This is a genomic window from Brasilonema sp. UFV-L1 (assembly GCF_012912105.1).
Taxonomy (GTDB): Bacteria; Cyanobacteriota; Cyanobacteriia; order Cyanobacteriales; family Nostocaceae; genus Brasilonema.
On sequence record NZ_QMEA01000075.1, the window covers coordinates 1 to 17,730 of the forward strand.

Consider the following 17,730-nt stretch of genomic DNA (forward strand, 5'->3'; position numbering starts at 1 on the left):
GTCCCTTTTAGGGCGGGGAGGATGTCAAATATAGTTCGTACTGCCAGCCATTATCGTAAGTATAGATGAAATGCTTGCCGACGAATTGAGTCAGATCTTCAGGCTTAGTTGATTCCAAGTTTTCCGACATTACTTTGCTCCCTTCTTGTGCAAAAAATCTCTTGCTTGTTAGTGGTGAAGTCTGGGACGGCTAATTCACCACTACTAAAAAAGGACTCACAATTCCCCGCTCAATTGGATTCTCATCTGTATGCGATCAAGAAAAAAGTCAGTGATTGTGAGCTTTCAAGTGTCAGCTTGGAAAAGTTTGAGTTTCATGGCTACTGTAAACTTATCCAGCGACATGAAATAAATAGATACCAGCATAGTGATCTGATGCAGCACTTATTCTCGTCCCACCAACTTATCCCGTAGCAACTTAATGCGATCGCGCAACTTAGCCGCCTCCTCAAACTCTAATTTTTTCGCCGCCTCTTTCATCTGCGCTTCCAGTTGAGTAATCAATCCTGGAATCTCTTCTAAAGGAAATTCATCTATATGTTGCTCAACTGTGTCTAACTCAGTTGCATTTAATCGTCGCGATACTTCTAAGAAAGACAAAATCGCATTACTCGATTTTTTCTTCACAATTGGTTGCGGTGTAATCCCATGCATCCGGTTATAAGCGATTTGAATATTGCGACGCCTCTCAGTTTCTTCTATAGCTTTGATCATGCTATCAGTTAAATTATCAGCGTACATAATTGCTTGTCCCCGCACATGACGCGCTGCTCTTCCAATCGTTTGAATCAGAGAACGTTCTGCACGTAAAAAGCCTTCTTTATCAGCATCTAAAATTGCGACAAGAGAAACTTCTGGTAAATCTAAACCTTCCCGCAGCAAGTTGACACCAACCAACACATCAAAGTTACCATCACGCAAATCCTGTAAAATCTCAATTCGCTCAATCGAATTAATTTCAGAATGCAAATACCTTACCCGAATACTATTGTCTTGCAGATACTCGGTTAAATCTTCTGCCATGCGCTTAGTCAGGGTTGTAATCAGTACTCGTTCGTGGCGATCAACTCTGTCTTTAATTTCGCCCAACAAATCATCAATTTGTCCTTCTGTAGGACGGACAATGATTTCTGGATCAAGCACTCCAGTTGGTCTAATGATTTGTTGTGCGACATGATCTTCAGAAACTTGTAGTTCCCAATCTCCTGGAGTAGCAGAAACGAAAATACACTGATTCACCTTTGTCCAAAATTCCTCAGCCTTCAACGGACGGTTATCAGCCGCACTCGGTAAACGAAATCCATGCTCAATTAACACTTTTTTCCGTGCTTGGTCACCGTTATACATTCCGCGTATTTGTGGTACGGTGACGTGAGATTCGTCTATAACCAACAGCCAATCTTTCGGGAAATAATCAATCAAACATTCAGGTGGTTCGCCTGCTTGGCGTCCTGCGAGGTGACGGGAATAGTTTTCCACGCCGTTGCAATAACCCACCTCACGCAACATTTCCAAATCATAACGCGTCCTCTGGTCTATACGTTGCGCTTCCAGTAATTTCCCAGCTTCCTCTAATTGTGCTTTTTGCTCTTTGAGTTCTGCTGCGATCGCATCACAAGCTTCCTCTAACCTTTCTTCAGGAGTCACAAAGTGACGCGCAGGGTAAAGATTCACCGCTTCCACACTCTTGATAATTTCACCTGTCACAGGATCAACGTAGCGAATAGCGTCAATTTCATCACCAAAGAACTCCACGCGGATAATTCGGTCTTCATACGCTGGACCAATTTCTAAGACATCACCCCGGACGCGAAAACGTCCGCGACCCAATTCCACATCGTTACGACTGTACTGAACTGATACTAAATATTTCAGTATTTCCCGTTGATTGACTTCTTGCCCGACTTGAAAGGGAATCGCTGCTTTGAGGTATTCTGAGGGAATTCCTAAACCGTAGATGCAACTAATAGATGCAACAACGACTACATCGCGACGTTCAAAGAGCGATCGCGTTGCTGAGTGTCGCAACATATCAATTTCATCGTTAATCGAAGCCGTTTTTTCTATGTATGTATCAGTGACAGGAATATAGGCTTCTGGCTGATAGTAATCGTAGTAACTGACGAAATACTCAACTGCATTATGAGGAAAGAATTCTCGCAACTCATTACATAGCTGTGCGGCGAGAGTTTTGTTATGAGCAAGAACCAGAGTTGGTTTTCCGACTTTTTCAATCACTGATGCTATGGTAAAAGTTTTTCCCGTTCCCGTCGCACCAAGTAAAGTTTGATACCTATTATTGGCATTGACACTAGTGATGAGTTGGGCGATCGCTTGTGGTTGATCGCCTGTAGGTTGAAAAGGAGCTTGAAGATTAAATTGCGTCATAGAAGTTAAAAAGGATTGGTATTCAAAGCAATAATGTGCTGCTTTCTGTAAAGTTGGAAATCTTTTACTAACCTTAACCAATAAGTTTCGTCGTTAGTTTTGAATTTCAAGCGGATATATGCAATATTTCTTTATCAAAGTTTATAAAAAGAAAATATTTGTATTTCATATATAAATCTTTAAAAGAATTGTACTGACGCAAGATTTTTTAAAGTTAAACTGAGAATACATTAAGGAAAAATTTAACTTTCCCAGAATATTGTAAAATAAGTTAACAATGCAGAGGTCAGAGGTTATAAGCATAACAAGCTCTGGTAAAGCAAGAAGTCCTCGGCAAAAAAGTCTGAAGCTTAAGGGAGTAAGGTACTGTGGAAATGGAAAACAATCAGGGTCAAAGTTTTGAGACAGTCGAGCACAACAGTGATAAGCCAACGCATGTACAATTGCCAGGTAAACTGGAAGTACATGACACACTAGCTATCTCTGGGATACGTCCGGTGAGTTCCAGTGATTTGCAAGTTGTAGAGACAATGAATTTAATGGGTATCCGCCCAATTGCTGCAAATACATTCAAAGTCGTTGACACCATTAACCTGTCTGGAAGTCGTCCAATTGGTTCTAGTGATCTCGTCATTTCTGAAACATACTCTGTTATGGGTAATCGCCCAGTAGCATCAAATACGATTGACGATTCAGAATCTCTGATGGGTTTTCTTGATTAAATTAAAAATTGTACACATAACATTATCAACCCGGTTTTCGCAAGGAAACCGGGTTTTTTATGAATCAAATAGGCTGTATTTTTGAGATGTTTAACTCTATTGAGTATAACAAAGTGCGATTAACCAGAAGAGTGAATTTTTCTCTCTCTTTTAGTATAGATAATCAATGTATCTAGAGGCGGAAGGCTGAAGGAAAAAGATTAAGCTAACTTGTAATAGTGATAACAAACAATATCAAACTTACAAAGCCAATAAATAATAACTTTGTAAGTGAAACGAAAAATTTGGAGGTTAAAATGAGCTTAGAAGAACGTGCAAAAGCTGCTGCTAAAAATGTAGAAGGTAAAATCCAAGAAGCTGCAGGACATGTAACTGGCGATCCAAAAGATAAAACAGAAGGTAAAGGTAAGCAAGCTGAAAGTGAAGTTCGTCACAGCGTTGAAGATGTAAAAGATAACGTTAAGAAAGCGCTTGATTAGAACTAGTAGTTTTTGTACTATCTGTACAATTTTATGTGTTTGATAGGAGTGCATCTCTCAAAGTAAATACCTAACAGTGAGAATCGACATCTCAACTAATGCGCATCGTTAAAGCGCGGGGAAAAGTCCGCTGACGCGGACTTTATTTTTTATGTGGTTTTTTTACAACTTGTAACTTTATCACTCAGCCGTTTGATAGACATTCAAAAAATATAAACTTGATTAAATGAAATTAAAACAGTGAACAGTGAACAGTACACAGTGAAGGAGTCAGGAGTCAGGAGTCAGGAGCGGAGCCACCAGCCCTTCGGGTTCACAGTCGCCTGTTGTCGGGAAACCCTACCAAGAGCGCTGCTTCACCGCAGAGCCTCCGGTCAGAATAAAAGAGTTAATTGATTCTTCTATTCTGAATTCTGGATTCAGCAATACTGAATACTTCTTCAAACTGATAACTGATAACTGGTAACTGTTAAAACAATCTTCTATTTAATTGAAAAATGATTTCTTGGAGGTAAGAAACATGAGTCTGCTTCAGCAGAGCCGCAAAATTGTTATAGCTTGTGTCTTGATTTTAGTATTAACTTTGACCACTGCCTGTGGCGGTAGCAATGCGACACAAGCCAACCGCGTAAGCAACCCACCAGCTGTTGGTCGAAATATCACTTATGGAGAATTAGAGCGAGGAAATACCCCAACAGGACAAAGTTTTGGTAACTGGGTGGTACAGACCTCGAAGGGATTAATTACAGACGCTTATGTGCGTGACAACAACAAATTAGGCATTGTCATTTCCTCTCAAGTTTCTCCTAATGACGTACGTCTGTTAACGAAATCCTTGCTCGAAGGTTTTCGCCGGAACTTTCCCAATCAAGACTTGAAAGTTTTAGTCTATGCGCCAGATAAGAAACTGATTTTGACAGCTCAATATGATGTGCAAACAAATCAAGTTCAGTACACCTAGAGCATAGATTTGAAATTGATTTTAAAAGTTTGACAAAAGTTTGATCACAAAAAGGAGATAAGTAAAATGAGCAGCAGTGACGAATACAAACGTCAAATTATGAAAGATTTGGCTCAAGGAAATGTCGAATCTCTAGATAATGCTCCAGCCGCTTCAACAACAGAGTACGATAATTTTGACGATTTTGCTCAACGCTCAACACACGAAGAACGCCGTCAGTTATTTGGTCAGTCTTTACATCATGACAATATTCCCAGCAACCAGATGGAACCAGAGTTGCAGAAGGCAATTTCTCAAATTAAACCGAATGAACGGGATGATGTCGCCCGCGCCTTCTTCAAGCATTTAAAGGAAAGAGGATTAGATGATCGCCATTTAGAGCAGCAACTCGGTCTTTCCACCCACGTTCCTGGTCGCATGAGCGCTGATGATGTTAGTAAACTTGCGTCCTTCGCTTATCACAATCATCCCGATATCTTCCGCGAAGTGCTAGCAGAGCAACCTGGTATCATCAAGTTTCTCAGCAATCCAGTTGTCGCAGCCATTTTAGGTATAGCTGCAGCTAAATGGTTAGGTAGTCACCGCCGATAAAAGTTGATTGTTGGGTTCTTCGGTTTTAGTGGTGGGCAAATAATGTCCACCTTTTTTATTTACTAGTATAAAATTTACAAAATTTTTATATAGTGGTTGAGATGAGAAATCCTCTGAAAGCTTTATGGACACTAACTTTTTATCGTATTGAATGTTTACCCATAACATCAACAACTTTAAATTTTGCGTTAAGACGAAGAGAGCTAGTTGATTTTGCCCTTCTGAAAAGTAAAAATTATCACTACGATGTCTCAAAATCATTACTCAAAACACCGCTAGTACCTCAACAATAAAAGCAAGTGTAGGAATTGCCATTAATATTTTAGATGTTTGATCATCAGGTGTGCGATCAATTGACCGTGACTCATTGCAGCGTTTTTCCTTGCAATCGTTTTGAGGTACTTGCAAATCTCACTCCAGGGTAAATCTACCATCAACTTTTACCTATTTATAGGAGTGAGTTCAATGACTCGATTTCAGGCTAGAAGAAAGTTACGTAAAGCTTGTGCTGGAGCACTCTTGACGGGATTTCATGTCAGAAAGAAGTTGCTGAAGGCTACTACCATAGCAACATTTCTTGCTATAGGAGCAGGAACTATAAGCATAGGACAGGCGCAGGCGGTTGTTGTAACTTTTGATGATATCCAAACAACATCAGATGGTGATGTTATCCCTAATGGCTACGCGGGTTTGAATTGGGATAACTTTCATTCTCTTGACAGCTCATCTTTGGCTTCAACTGGCTATGGCTATGGAACTGTGTCAGCACCGAACGTTGCGTTCAATTCAGAAGGAAATCCTGCTACTGTAAGTATTGACAATGGTAAGTATGACTTAAACAGTGTTCATCTCGCTGCTGCTTGGAATAATGGTCTAAACATTCTGGTAGAGGGTTTCCTGGGTGAGGAATTACTGTATTCAAAAACAGTCACGGTTGATTCCACAGCGTCTACACAGTATAACTTGGACTTCCTTGACATTGACAATGTAAGATTTACCTCGTCTGGTGGCGTTGATGCAGGTTACGGTGGAGGTGGTACGCAATTTGCGCTAGATAACTTCACTTACGAAACTGAACCCGTTCCCGAACCTCTAACCATATTAGGTTCATTAGCTGCAGGTAGCTTTGGTGTTGCTCTGCGTCGTAAATACAAGCAGCAACAAAAAGATACTGCAAAAGTGTAGGAAAACAACACAGGTAGAATAAACTTCCTGAACCCATCCCATCACTAGCCAGGGGTAAGAAACTCCTGGCTAATAGCTATAGTCATCATGACATGACGACATGAAAGCTTTCCACCTCACTGTAGTTTCACAACTCAAATATCCTCAGTTCTGGTTATTAGCTATAGGAGCAGGCTTAATTGCAATTCACCTGGTTTTGCTCATGAAAGCTAATAATTCTAGCCTATTAGGCATGACTTTTCTATTTTGGGCGGCGATATCTTCTCTAGTTTGGGAAAAGCGTCATAGTTTAAATCTAGAAAGTGGAATTTTTTCTAGTTTCTTTGCTCTCACACTGATTGCGCTGTTACTCATAAAGAGTTTATCCCTTACAAGTTTTGGTATTTTCTTGTATCTTTCACCAGTCATTTTTGCCATTGCTCTTGCTTTGCTTGCTTCTGGTTTTAAGGGATTAAAACAATATCAAGGAGAATTACTCATTCTCTTTTTTCTTGGTGTACCTAAACTATTACCTTCTTCGCTTGATATATCACTGGTGACTGCCAAAGTTGTAGCTTTCATTCTTTGGTATACAGGTTTTGAAGTTGCTCGAAAAGGAACTCTAATTTATCTTCCTACTGGAAGCGTAGAAGTTTATTCTGGTTGTTCTGGAATAGAGCTGATATTCCAACTACTAGGCTTAGCTCTACTTTTTTTGTTAATTTTTCCTCAAAATTGGAAACAGAGAATTCTGATACCGTCTATAGCTGGCACTTTGGCGTTTATTGTGAATGCTCTAAGAGTGACTCTGATGGCTATCTTAGTTGCTCAAGGACATATGGAAGTCTTTGATTATTGGCATGACGGAGATGGCTCTTTAGTATTTTCACTGTTTGCGGTGTTACTTTTTGGATTATTTTGCTGGTTTTATCTTGGAAGGTCTGAATTAAGAAATAAAGACGCCACGGAGTCATCAAAGTGATGATTTGGAAACAATCCCGCGTACCAGTTTTGGCTTTCACTCTTAGTGGTGTGCTCTTTGTTTTAGGAAGTGTAGTATTACTTCCCACAAAAGATAAACAGACAGTAACTTCGTTTATATTTCCTAAGGAGGTTCCTTTAGCAGAATGGCAATTTACGAACAGTCGTCCACTGTCAATCAAAACGAAAAATATTTACAAACTCATAGCTCAAAAGCATTATCGATACATCAACAATAACCTACTTCTAGATATCGAAATGCGTTATTTGAAGGATGGAGATGTTGTTAGATTTCTCGAAGATTTTAGCTTTATCTCTTCTTCTAGTGTTGTTCGTCAGCAAAAAGGAGTTGGCTACTATGGTTTGGGAGTGGAAAAACAACGAGCTTATCTAAGTGCTTGTATCAACCCTCAAGGCGGTAGCACATTTACCAATGAGCAATTTCGCCAAAATCTGTACAGCCAAGCAATCAAACCTCAACGTCTACTGTCTTGGGTATTGAGTCAGGAACAACTTCAAGACAATCGTTGTCTTTGGGTACATTTATCAATTCCCTTAAAGAATTCTTCGCCAAAAGCAGCTTACCAAGTTTTAGAAAACGCTTGGTTCTCTTGGTATCGGTGGTGGAAACCACGCTTTCCCAAGTCTTAAATTATCGTCAATTCTTTCTGGTTTACTTTGTTAGCAAAATGACAAAATCAAATAGTGATAAATTCATTCCTATAGTTCAAGAACTACAAGAGTTTGCCTTCAGTCAGCTAGGCTCAATGACTATAGTACGAGTGCTGGGCTATGGTTTGTTGTGCTTGGCATTGTTTGACATCATTGAGATGTTTATCCCGCCCAACTTTATGAATCCCGCTTGGGAATTTAAAACAATCGGGGCGTTAGTTGAAAAGGTCGCAGTGCCTTTAATCGGACTAGTTTTAGTCTTTTTTGGGGAGCGACATTCGCGAACAAAATGGGAGATTCCTATTTTAAAGTTTTTATCTTGGTTAAGTTTATTATTTGGGATATTATTTTTTCTACTGATACCTTTAGGACTGACTAACACCATTCGGTTAAGCAATCAAAATGTCGCTCAAGTTAAAACTGTATCGACTCAACAAATATCTCAAGCTGAACAATTGGAACAGCAAGTGAGTCAAGCCTCACCCGAACAGATAAATAGATTTTTAAAGAGCCAAGGTCGCAAAATAGATAATAATAAAAGTCCTCAAGAATTAAAAGAGCAATTGTTATCAGAAGTTTCAAAAACTAAACAACAGATAAAAAATCAAGCAGAAGCAACTCAGTCTCTTCGAGGTTTAAACTTGATTAAAACTTCTGTCAAGTGGAATCTTGGTGCTGTGGTTGCAGGAACTTTATTTATCAGTATTTGGAAGGGAACCCGTTGGGCAAGAAATTGATATGACCAATCAATTGTCAATTATCAATTATCAGTTATCAGTTACCAGTTTGAAGAAGAATTCAGCAATTCTGAATTCAGTATTCAGAAGGAAGAAATAAAGAATTCCGACGACTGACGTCACGACTTCTGACTCCTGACTCCTGACTCCTTCATTGCTCATTGTTCATTGTTCATTGATTTTGACGCACGGATGTCCAGAGATTTTTTCTCCTCTTCATTGATAAAAAAACTCGGTTTTTAAAAACCGAGTTTTTTGTAAGTGATTATATAGATTATATTGAGGCAGCAGCCCAGAGTTATGCATTCCTTGTCAGAGGCAAGGAACGAGAAAACTATTCGTTATTCAATTATTCAAGCGGTTGCTAGTTGTGGAGTGGGACGCTTGCTGTTGCGAATACCAGTGATTGCTTCAGCATAATCCTTAGCCTTAAATACGGCTGAACCAGCCACAATTGCATTAGCCCCAGCTTCCAAAACTTGCCAGGTATTGTTTCCCTTGAGTCCTCCATCTACTTCAATCCAAGGATCAAGACCACGTTCATCGCACATTTGACGCAGCTTACGGATTTTTGGCACGACTTCAGGAATGAAGCTTTGACCACCAAAACCAGGGTTGACGCTCATAATCAACACCAAATCACACAACTCTAGGACATACTCAATAAGTTCCAGTGGAGTTGATGGGTTGAGTACGACACCAGCTTGTTTGCCAAGTTCTCTGATTTGACCAAGAGTACGGTGCAAGTGAGGTGAAGCGTTGTGCTCGCAATGAACAGAGATAATATCAGCACCTGCTTTCGCAAAATCTTCTACGTATTTTTCTGGCTCCACAATCATCAAATGGACATCCAGAGGCTTTTGTGTCACTGGGCGAATCGCCTCCACAATCAGAGGACCTATCGTAATATTAGGTACAAAGCGACCGTCCATTACATCGATATGAATCCAATCTGCCCCAGCCTTGTCTACAGCACACACTTCGTCTCCTAGACGACTAAAATCTGCTGATAGGATGGATGGAGATATTACAATGGGCTTTTGAGATTGTGTTTGGGTCATGGCTAGTGGTGGGTTTTAAAGCGTCCTCGTCTGTCAGCATTTTAACAAAACTTGAGCAAGCGCTCATCTATTTGATCCCTGCTTTTTTATGTGTGGGGATTGGTTAGGCACTTGCCTTGAAATAAAATCCCAGCCCTATGGCTGACGCCACGCCAGAAGGCTATCGGGTAAGACCTCCGGTCTCGCTGCGCGTTCCACCAGTTCCCTACGGAGGAGCCAGTGCGGACGCCACATGCCTGTTGTCGGGAAACCCTCAAAGCAGCAGTGGCTCGTCTTGGGGTCTGGTGCCAGACCGCTCAAGTCGGCATCCCCGCCCACGCGGCTGGCTCCCCAAGTGGAGCATCTGGCGTTGGAAACCCTCATCAAGGACTGGTTCACCGTCAAATCTAGATCCTTCGTCACCAACCCGTTAACGTAAAACACGGCGCTTGATTTTATTTTTACGGTCTCCCCTTAGTGGTAGTTTCTGACAACTCATAAATAACAACTGATGATTTATCACTGACTATGGCGAACAAACAAACTTGGATTATTTGGGGATTAGGTGCTTGCTGCTTGAGTGTGCCAGTACTTGCCGCTGTAGAATCTCCTTTTGGAACTAACGGTCTCGATGCTCTAAGACTACACCAACTTCCATATAATTTAATCGGTCGCAAGATTGCTATTGGTCAGGTAGAGATTGGGCGTCCAGGTAGATTTGGCTTGGATAAAGCAGTCTCTAAAAATCGCTCAGTATCCCTAGCAGGAGCGTTCCTACGCAATGGAGTTGCTAAGTCTAATAGCGGTGTTGACCCCCACGCCTACAATGTCGCTAGTATCATGGTCAGTACAGATAAAGCTTTTCCTGGAGTTGCTCCAGGAGCGCGATTGTACTCATCTGCTGTGGGTTATGGAAAAAGCTTAGGTCAACCAGAAGAATGCTTGTCTGCACAGCACATAGCGCAACAAAATGGGGAAGATATCCGCGCAATTAACTTTAGCTTTGGTGAACCTTTAAACCGTGATCCACGACCAGAGCCTGTTTTAGATGGCAATGCCTTACTCACTTTATGTATTGACTGGTCTAGTCGCGTTCACAAAACTTTCTACATTATTGCCGGTAATCAGGGAAAGGGCGGTATTCCCATACCTACTGATAATTATAACGGAGTGAACGTAGCTTTTTCATCCCGTCGAGGAGGAATTTTTAATAAAGTTGATGTTTCTAATTTGGCGGCTGTCAGTGAAGGACTGGCGATACGGCTTGCTGGAAAGGAGATTAATCTTGGTCCGCGTCGTGCTATTGGTATCGTTGCTCCTGGGAATAACATTCCCTTAATCAATCCAGATGGGAAAAAGAACAAAGTCACTGGTACTAGTTTTGCCGCGCCTCAAGTCACTGCTACAGTAGCTCTGTTACAGGAGTTTGGTGATAGACAACTGCGCATAAAACGACCCAACTGGAGTATTGATTCTCGCAGACATGAAGTGATGAAAGCAGTGCTGCTTAACTCAGCTGAGAAACTTCAAGATCATGGTGACGGTTTGCGCTTAGGAATGACGCGGACGCTCATTGATAAACAAAATAAAGACTGGTTGGCTTCTGATGCATACAAAGATCCAAAAATTCCTTTAGATTCACAAATGGGAACTGGTCATTTGAACGCGTTTCGTGCTTATCAACAATTTAGTGCAGCTCAATGGAATCCAGCGCAAACTGTACCAGCTATTGGTTGGGACTATCGCACAGTCAATGCCGAAGCATTTGTAGAATATGAGTTAGCAAAACCCTTAAGGCAGGGGAGTTTTGTTTCCATCACCTTAACTTGGGATAGATTAGTAGAACTAAACGATAGGAATAAAAACGGTCAGTTTGACGCCGGAGAGGATTTTCGCAATCGCGGCTTAAACAACCTCGACCTTCATCTGGTAGAAGCCGATAAAAAGAATGGAAATCCTGATGCTGTTTGTTCCTCAGTTAGTGAAGTCGATAGTGTAGAACATATCTTCTGCCCTGTTCCTGCAACAGGAAACTACAAAATCCGTGTTCAATTTCGCCAAAAAGTCAACGAAGCCACTCAGCCTTACGCTTTAGCCTGGTGGACTGCACCCGTGAAATAGAAGCATTGATGAGGGCGATCTGCAAAAAGCGCGTAGCGTGCGCAAAGCGCTCGTAAGGCAAGCGTTAGCGCAGGCCCCCTAAGGGGCTAGCTATCGCCAAAGCCCTAAGTAGGTGGGCGCTAAAAAACACAACTAAATTAAGAAATGTAAATCGCTTAAAAGCTTATTTTTAAAAGGTTTTTGGCGCTTTACATAAGTTAACATCGTTCGGTTTAATCGTGCCTACTTACTTACCCACTAGGCATAAGACTTAGAATTTCAACAAAATCGTAATTTGAGGATTGTGATAAACACAATTATTTCTTCTGAAGATTAGTTATTAATACTTATTGATTTATAGCACAATTTGACGTTTTCCGAAAGAAAATTGAAAACTGTACAATCACTGTTGCCAAAACTGTAACCGCTCAGATGTGAGGCTATCCGAGATGCCATAGTCAAAACAAAGACTTTGGCAATCATGGTGAGAAAATGAAGCAAGAATTTAGCAATGCCCGGGAAAATTTCCTGCAAAGACGTTACGGAGTTCGTTTAGGCAGACGTTACGTTTTGGCTGCTGCTAGCGTTGTTTTAATGAGTGTCATAGGATGCTCTCAAGTTAATAGTAGCACAAGTGCTTTTGCTCAGTCGCGTCTACCTCGATCAGAATCTCCTATACCGAAACCGGCATCAAATCTTGATAGTAAACTTATCGCCGCCAACACAAAGTTTGGTTTTAAACTGTTTTCTGAAGTTTTAAAAAACGACAATAACAAAAACATTTTTGTGTCACCTTCTAGTGTCGCGCTCGCTCTTGCTATGACTTACAATGGTGCCAGTGGCAGTACAAAAGAAGCAATCGCTAAAGCACTGGAGTTCAAGGAGTTGAGTTTACAACAAATTAATTCCTCTAACGCGGTGTTGAAAAATTTATTAGAAAACCCAGATCCAAAAGTGCAATTAACAATTGCTAATTCGCTTTGGGCAAGTAAAGAGGCTAGCTTTAATCCTGATTTTCTGCAACGAAATCGAGATTTTTATGCAGCTAGAGTTACCAATCTAAACTTCACAGATACTGGTGCTCCTAGCATTATTAATGAATGGGTTAATGAGAAGACACGTGGAAAAATCAGTAAGATAGTTGAAAAAATAGAGCCTAGCCAAGTGTTATATCTCATCAATGCGATCTATTTTAAAGGTAGCTGGACAAATGAATTTGATAAACAGCAAACAGCAGAATATCCTTTCTATCTCTCCTCTGGTCAACAAAAACAACATCCAATGATGTCACAATCAGGTGACTATAAATACTATGAAAATCAACAATTTCAGGCAGTTAGTTTACCTTATGGTAAAGATGGTAATATTAGTTTCTATGTTTTCTTGCCTAAACGAAACTCTAGTCTAGTTGGTTTTTATCAAAACCTGAAAGTAGAGAATTGGGAAAATTGGATGAGTCAGTTCAGCAAACGAGAAGGGTTTATTCGCTTACCCCGTTTTAAGATGGACTATGACATTACACTCAATAATGCTCTCGGCGCTCTAGGTATGGCTGAAGCTTTTAGCAACAAAGCAAATTTTTCCGCTATGGGTAAAGATTTAAAAATGAGCGAAGTCAAGCATAAAACTTTTGTTGAGGTCAATGAAGAAGGTACAGAAGCTGCTGCTGCTACTTCTGTAGAAATTATGCCATTATCAGCTCAGTTGTCACCACCAAAGGCATTCCGAATGATTGTTGACCGTCCCTTCTTTTGTGCGATTCGGGATAATCAAACAGGAAGCATTTTGTTTATGGGTTCAATTGTGGAGCCACACTCTTAGAAGGATTTACCCCTGGATGATTTGTTTGAGCAGTTGGAGGCGATGCTTCAACAGACACGGGTGCAGCTACCTCACCGGAATGAGCCTCACAATTTACTACACTATCCCCAGCAGTATCATAATTTTGCGTATTGCAAGATTCTGTACTTTCTTGAGGAAGAACATTTACATCATGACTGCTACTGGACGCAGAAGAAGGACGTACAGCAATTAAAATTGTCTTGATCACAACAGCAGTGGGTACCGCTACGACAACACCCAAAAGTCCACCAATTCTCGCACCCGAAACCACTGAAATTAACACCCAAACAGGGTTTAAACCCGTAAAACGACCTAAAATCCTCGGAGCCATAAAGTTTTCCAAAATTTGCTGCACAATCACCGCAGCAATCAATACCTTTGCCCCCATCCAAAAATTTTGTAGTGTTACTATCAACGTCGTTAGAGCAATACCTACAGAACCCCCAAGTGGAACAAGCGCCATAATACCAATGGTCAAGCCAAAGAGTAAACCAAATGGCACTTTCAGCCACAAAAAGATGGGAATCAGGGCTGACGCCATACAAGTGGATGAAATTAACTGGCTAATGAAGAAATTTTGAAAGCTAAGGCGTACTGTCTGTGAAAAAGGCTCGCGGAATCTAACAGGTAGCCAATAAACTAAACTTTGCCACAGCTCATCCCCATGCTGTAAAAGATAGAAAGTTAATACCATTGTCAAAATAAAGTCAAGCAGGCTTGTGACTGTAATGACAGCCAAATTTAAAACTTGTCCAGCGATCGCCTGCAATTGTCCCTTGACACGATCATTAATTTGTGAAACTAAAGCATCAAGATTGATCGGTAAACTGAAAGTTTCTGCTTTTTCATTCAGCATCATCAACTGCTCACGCCCAGAATCAATTAACTCTGGTATGCGCGCCACCAGTTGCTGAGCCTGAGTCAGAGCAAGTGGGACAAGGGTGACACCCAACGCCAGTAAAATAGACAAAGCGACGAGAAAGACTAAGATCGCAACCTGCTCTCTCTTAGCGCCTTGACGCTCCATCCAGCTGACTGGGTAGTTTAGCAGAAATGCTAGCACTGACGCTCCGACTAAAACAACGATTAGCGAGTCGAAGTAATGAAAAATTGCTGAAATCGCCCAACCGTTGAGCACTAGTAGTGGAGTGAACAGAGCGATTGCCAAGAATCGTGATAGGGGTGTTAGTGTCTCCCACCAATTTAAGAGCTTGCGTGTCTGCATCTGCCAATTGTCGGATACAACTCAATAAAATTATTCTTTAATGCCTATTATCCCTGACTACATTACTATCATTCATCCCTCTTGTTTGAGATTGCACTCATCTTAATGACAAATCCTGGATATTGAAGAAGGCAGCGAGCGAGCGGCAGCTGAGGGCAGAGGAGCCAGTGCGGTGGACGGGTTCCCCGGCATAAAGGAGCCAGTGCTCGACGCTTAGTTTCCCGACGCATTTGTCCCCTAAAAATCTGGCAGCCCTTCGGGGAAGACCTCCGGTCTCGCTGCGCGTTCCACCAGTCGCCTCAACGGGGGGCTTAGGGGTCCCCTCTGGGGTTGGGGGCTTCACCGGTCCCCTTTGGGGTTGGGGGGCGAGACCCCCGCAAGGCGCTGCTCTCCGCACGGCGCTGGATTCACCTTATTACCACGCGTACTCGTCTTGGAAATAGATCAATCAGACAAAGGCTGCCAGATTTTTTACGTGTTAGACCCCGCGACAGTCCCGCACAGCCTTTGTCATCTGGCGTGGCAGAAGGAACAATTGGATGGGGATTGGTGACCCCAACCAATTCTAAGCAACGCCAGATGCTCTACTTGGGGAGACCCCAAGACCGCACTGGCTCCCGTATAGACGGTGGGGTTTTAGACCCTTGTTCTCTAGCCCCTAACAGGAGCGCGCAGCTAACGGTCACGGGCTCCAGGGCAGGAGACAGTATTCCCTTCAGCTCCCGCTGCCTCTTACCCGAAGCCTTTCTTGATAATTCTTTGACAATTCTTAAAATGGTTAACACTTAACCATCTCGCCTATAAAGTTATTTATCTACACAATTGTCACTATGGATGCTCTACCACCGTCACGAATATCGGGAACAAGTTGCTCAAAGTTGTCTGTCAATGACTTTAGTATTTACTTGACTTTTGGCTTACCTCTGACTAGAAACTGGAGTAGCAACTTAAAAGTTTTTAACATAGCGTCTGATTTGTTTAAATAACTTTCCACATCACAAGAGTTCTTGATTAGTATCTTGTTAATTAATTATATAGTTCAAGGCAAATTAAAGCGATTGCTACCCTTGTGAGTCGCTTTGCCGAAAGAGTGCTTGGCAAATATCTGTGATCATTCTCTAGAGAGTAAGACAAATGACAGTATTTCTACTTAAGCTGCCAAAAAAAACGCATTTTCTTCCTAACAGATCTAGTCAAATCTCTTTTGAGATTGTCATACTTCAAGAAAAGCTCTCCGGATTTACCAAACAAAGAAGAGAATTACTCCAATAAGTGTTGTGGTTCACACTACAGTGTGTAAAATATACCATTGATAATCTAAGAGTTAGCTATCATGGGTTAATTTATCTGTTTCCATAGCAGTAGATTTTCCAGATTTTATTCAGCAAGTGTGAGGAGTAGCGTGACTATTCAAAAAACTTCGGCGCAAGAAGACTATTCTACAGATACTAACAACCCAAGTGATAAAAATGCCAACATTCACAAGTCTGGACGTTGGCTATGGTTTTGGGTGGGTATGAGCGGTATTGCAATGGTGTCAGCAACCGCAGGAGCACTTTTGGCGGTTTCTTTAACAAGTACACCTTTAATGCAAGCTGCTTTAAGCCCAGATGAAGCGGCGGTGTTTGATGGCGATCGCATTGCTGGAAATGGACTGCGATTTTCAGAATTAACTCGCCCCGTGAACATTTTAATCATGGGGATGAGCGTACTTCCTCCTGATGTGCGAAACCCTCCGACTGAAACTAAAAATCTTAGATATCTGCCCCAAGTCAACTCCTTTGATGGTCTTGCTGACGTTATGCTCTTGGCCAGATTTGATCCAGAGCACAAAAAAGTCATGATGCTTTCTATTCCCAGAGATACTCGTACAGAAATAGATGGATATGGTATAAGAAAAATTAATTCTACCAATATAATTGGTGGACCAGCTTTAACTGCTAAAACAGCCAGTCACTTATTAGGCGATGTCGGAATTGACCGCTATATGCGGATTAACGTGTTGGGAGTTGGTAAACTCATTGATGCCTTGGGTGGAGTAACAGTCTACGTACCCAAGGATATGAAATATCAGGATGACTCTCAGCACTTATATATTAATTTGAAGAAAGGAAAACAGCATCTCAATGGCGATCAAGCACTGCAACTTCTACGCTTCCGACATGATGAAAATGGCGATATTGGTCGGATTCAGCGGCAGCAAATGGTCATGCGAGCACTAATGGAGCAATCTCTCAAGCCCGCGATCGTCACTCAATTGCCCAAAGTTCTGAACGTCGTTAAAGAACACATTGATACTAACTTGACACTTGAGGAGCTAGGAGCATTGGTAGGTTTTGGGCTAAGAACAAAGCGCTCTGATATGCAAATGTTAATGCTACCTGGCCGATTCGGTCAAAAAGGCGGCTACTGGATTCCAGATAACCAGCGCATCAGTAACATGATGTCTCAGTACTTTGATGTGCAAACAGATTCTACATCTGGTGTCGTAAACCCAGCATCTTTGCAAGTCGCAATTCAAAACAGCACAGGTGAAGATAATGTCAACTTTCAAACGTTGATTAGAGCTTTGCAAAAAGTTGGCTATACCAACATCTATGTAGCCAAAAGCTGGGGCGAACCTCTAAAAGTGACTCATATTGTTGCCCAACAAGGAGATGGTAACAGTGCTGAATCAATTCGTAACACTTTAGGATTTGGAGAAGTGCGGGTAGAAAGCACTGGTAATCTCGCTTCTGATATCAGTATCCAAGTGGGTAAAGACTGGTTACAAAACAGGAAAATCCTTGAAAACCCTGTTCAACCATAAGCAAAGAACTCAGAACTCA

General features: G+C 41.5%; 14 protein-coding genes and 1 pseudogene. 12 read left to right on the forward strand and 3 right to left on the reverse strand.

Annotated features, from left to right (window positions below):
• Nucleotides 1-384: 384 nt before the first annotated feature.
• Complete coding sequence (gene uvrB / locus DP117_RS20825) at nt 385-2,388, reverse strand: excinuclease ABC subunit UvrB (protein ID WP_169220167.1); 2,004 nt, start codon at nt 2,386-2,388, stop codon at nt 385-387.
• 295 nt (nt 2,389-2,683) lie between these two features.
• Here uvrB and DP117_RS20830 point away from each other — a divergent pair.
• The 8 genes and pseudogenes from DP117_RS20830 to DP117_RS20865 all read left to right on the forward strand — a co-directional run bounded on the left by DP117_RS20830 (nt 2,684) and on the right by DP117_RS20865 (nt 8,695).
• Nucleotides 2,684-3,110: pseudogene (locus DP117_RS20830) on the forward strand (hypothetical protein).
• A 296-nt stretch (nt 3,111-3,406) separates the two neighbouring features.
• Nucleotides 3,407-3,589 (forward strand): CsbD family protein, encoded by a 183-nt coding sequence (locus tag DP117_RS20835; protein ID WP_169220207.1) that lies wholly within the window; start codon nt 3,407-3,409, stop codon nt 3,587-3,589.
• A gap of 520 nt (nt 3,590-4,109) precedes the next feature.
• Nucleotides 4,110-4,550 (forward strand): hypothetical protein, encoded by a 441-nt coding sequence (locus tag DP117_RS20840; protein WP_169220168.1) that lies wholly within the window; start codon nt 4,110-4,112, stop codon nt 4,548-4,550.
• A gap of 66 nt (nt 4,551-4,616) precedes the next feature.
• Entirely contained in the window at nt 4,617-5,141 is a 525-nt protein-coding gene (locus DP117_RS20845; RefSeq protein WP_169220169.1) for a hypothetical protein, read from the forward strand.
• Between the two features lie 465 nt (nt 5,142-5,606).
• Nucleotides 5,607-6,326, forward strand: coding sequence for a PEP-CTERM sorting domain-containing protein (locus tag DP117_RS20850; protein ID WP_169220170.1), 720 nt, complete (start codon nt 5,607-5,609; stop codon nt 6,324-6,326).
• A 100-nt stretch (nt 6,327-6,426) separates the two neighbouring features.
• Nucleotides 6,427-7,287, forward strand: coding sequence for a cyanoexosortase A (gene crtA, locus DP117_RS20855; RefSeq protein ID WP_169220171.1), 861 nt, complete (start codon nt 6,427-6,429; stop codon nt 7,285-7,287).
• Complete coding sequence (locus DP117_RS20860) at nt 7,287-7,937, forward strand: cyanoexosortase A system-associated protein (RefSeq protein WP_211176240.1); 651 nt, start codon at nt 7,287-7,289, stop codon at nt 7,935-7,937. The genes crtA and DP117_RS20860 overlap by 1 nt, the downstream gene beginning before the upstream one ends.
• A gap of 38 nt (nt 7,938-7,975) precedes the next feature.
• Nucleotides 7,976-8,695 (forward strand): HpsJ family protein, encoded by a 720-nt coding sequence (locus tag DP117_RS20865; protein ID WP_169220173.1) that lies wholly within the window; start codon nt 7,976-7,978, stop codon nt 8,693-8,695.
• Nucleotides 8,696-9,048: 353 nt separating this feature from the next.
• Here DP117_RS20865 and rpe read toward each other — a convergent pair whose 3' ends face one another.
• The gene (rpe, locus tag DP117_RS20870) at nt 9,049-9,756 is read right to left on the reverse strand and encodes a ribulose-phosphate 3-epimerase (RefSeq protein ID WP_169220174.1); all 708 of its coding nucleotides are present in this window, start codon (nt 9,754-9,756) and stop codon (nt 9,049-9,051) included.
• A gap of 137 nt (nt 9,757-9,893) precedes the next feature.
• Here rpe and DP117_RS20875 point away from each other — a divergent pair, with 137 nt between their 5' ends.
• The 3 genes from DP117_RS20875 (at nt 9,894) to DP117_RS20885 (ending at nt 13,656) form a co-directional block, all read left to right on the forward strand.
• A complete protein-coding gene (locus tag DP117_RS20875; RefSeq protein WP_169220175.1) occupies nt 9,894-10,169 on the forward strand; it encodes a hypothetical protein in 276 nt (91 codons plus the stop codon).
• 94 nt (nt 10,170-10,263) lie between these two features.
• Nucleotides 10,264-11,856, forward strand: coding sequence for a S8 family serine peptidase (locus DP117_RS20880; protein WP_169220176.1), 1,593 nt, complete (start codon nt 10,264-10,266; stop codon nt 11,854-11,856).
• 471 nt (nt 11,857-12,327) lie between these two features.
• Entirely contained in the window at nt 12,328-13,656 is a 1,329-nt protein-coding gene (locus tag DP117_RS20885; RefSeq protein ID WP_169220177.1) for a serpin family protein, read from the forward strand.
• On the opposite strand, the gene DP117_RS20890 is transcribed toward DP117_RS20885, so the two are convergent.
• On the reverse strand, nt 13,625-14,902 hold the full coding sequence (locus DP117_RS20890) for an AI-2E family transporter (protein WP_169220178.1): 1,278 nt from the start codon (nt 14,900-14,902) through the stop codon (nt 13,625-13,627). The genes DP117_RS20885 and DP117_RS20890 overlap by 32 nt on opposite strands.
• 1,402 nt (nt 14,903-16,304) lie before the next feature.
• Between DP117_RS20890 and DP117_RS20895 the strand changes: the two genes are divergently transcribed.
• The gene (locus DP117_RS20895) at nt 16,305-17,711 is read left to right on the forward strand and encodes an LCP family protein (protein WP_169220179.1); all 1,407 of its coding nucleotides are present in this window, start codon (nt 16,305-16,307) and stop codon (nt 17,709-17,711) included.
• The last annotated feature ends 19 nt before the right edge of the window (nt 17,712-17,730 follow it).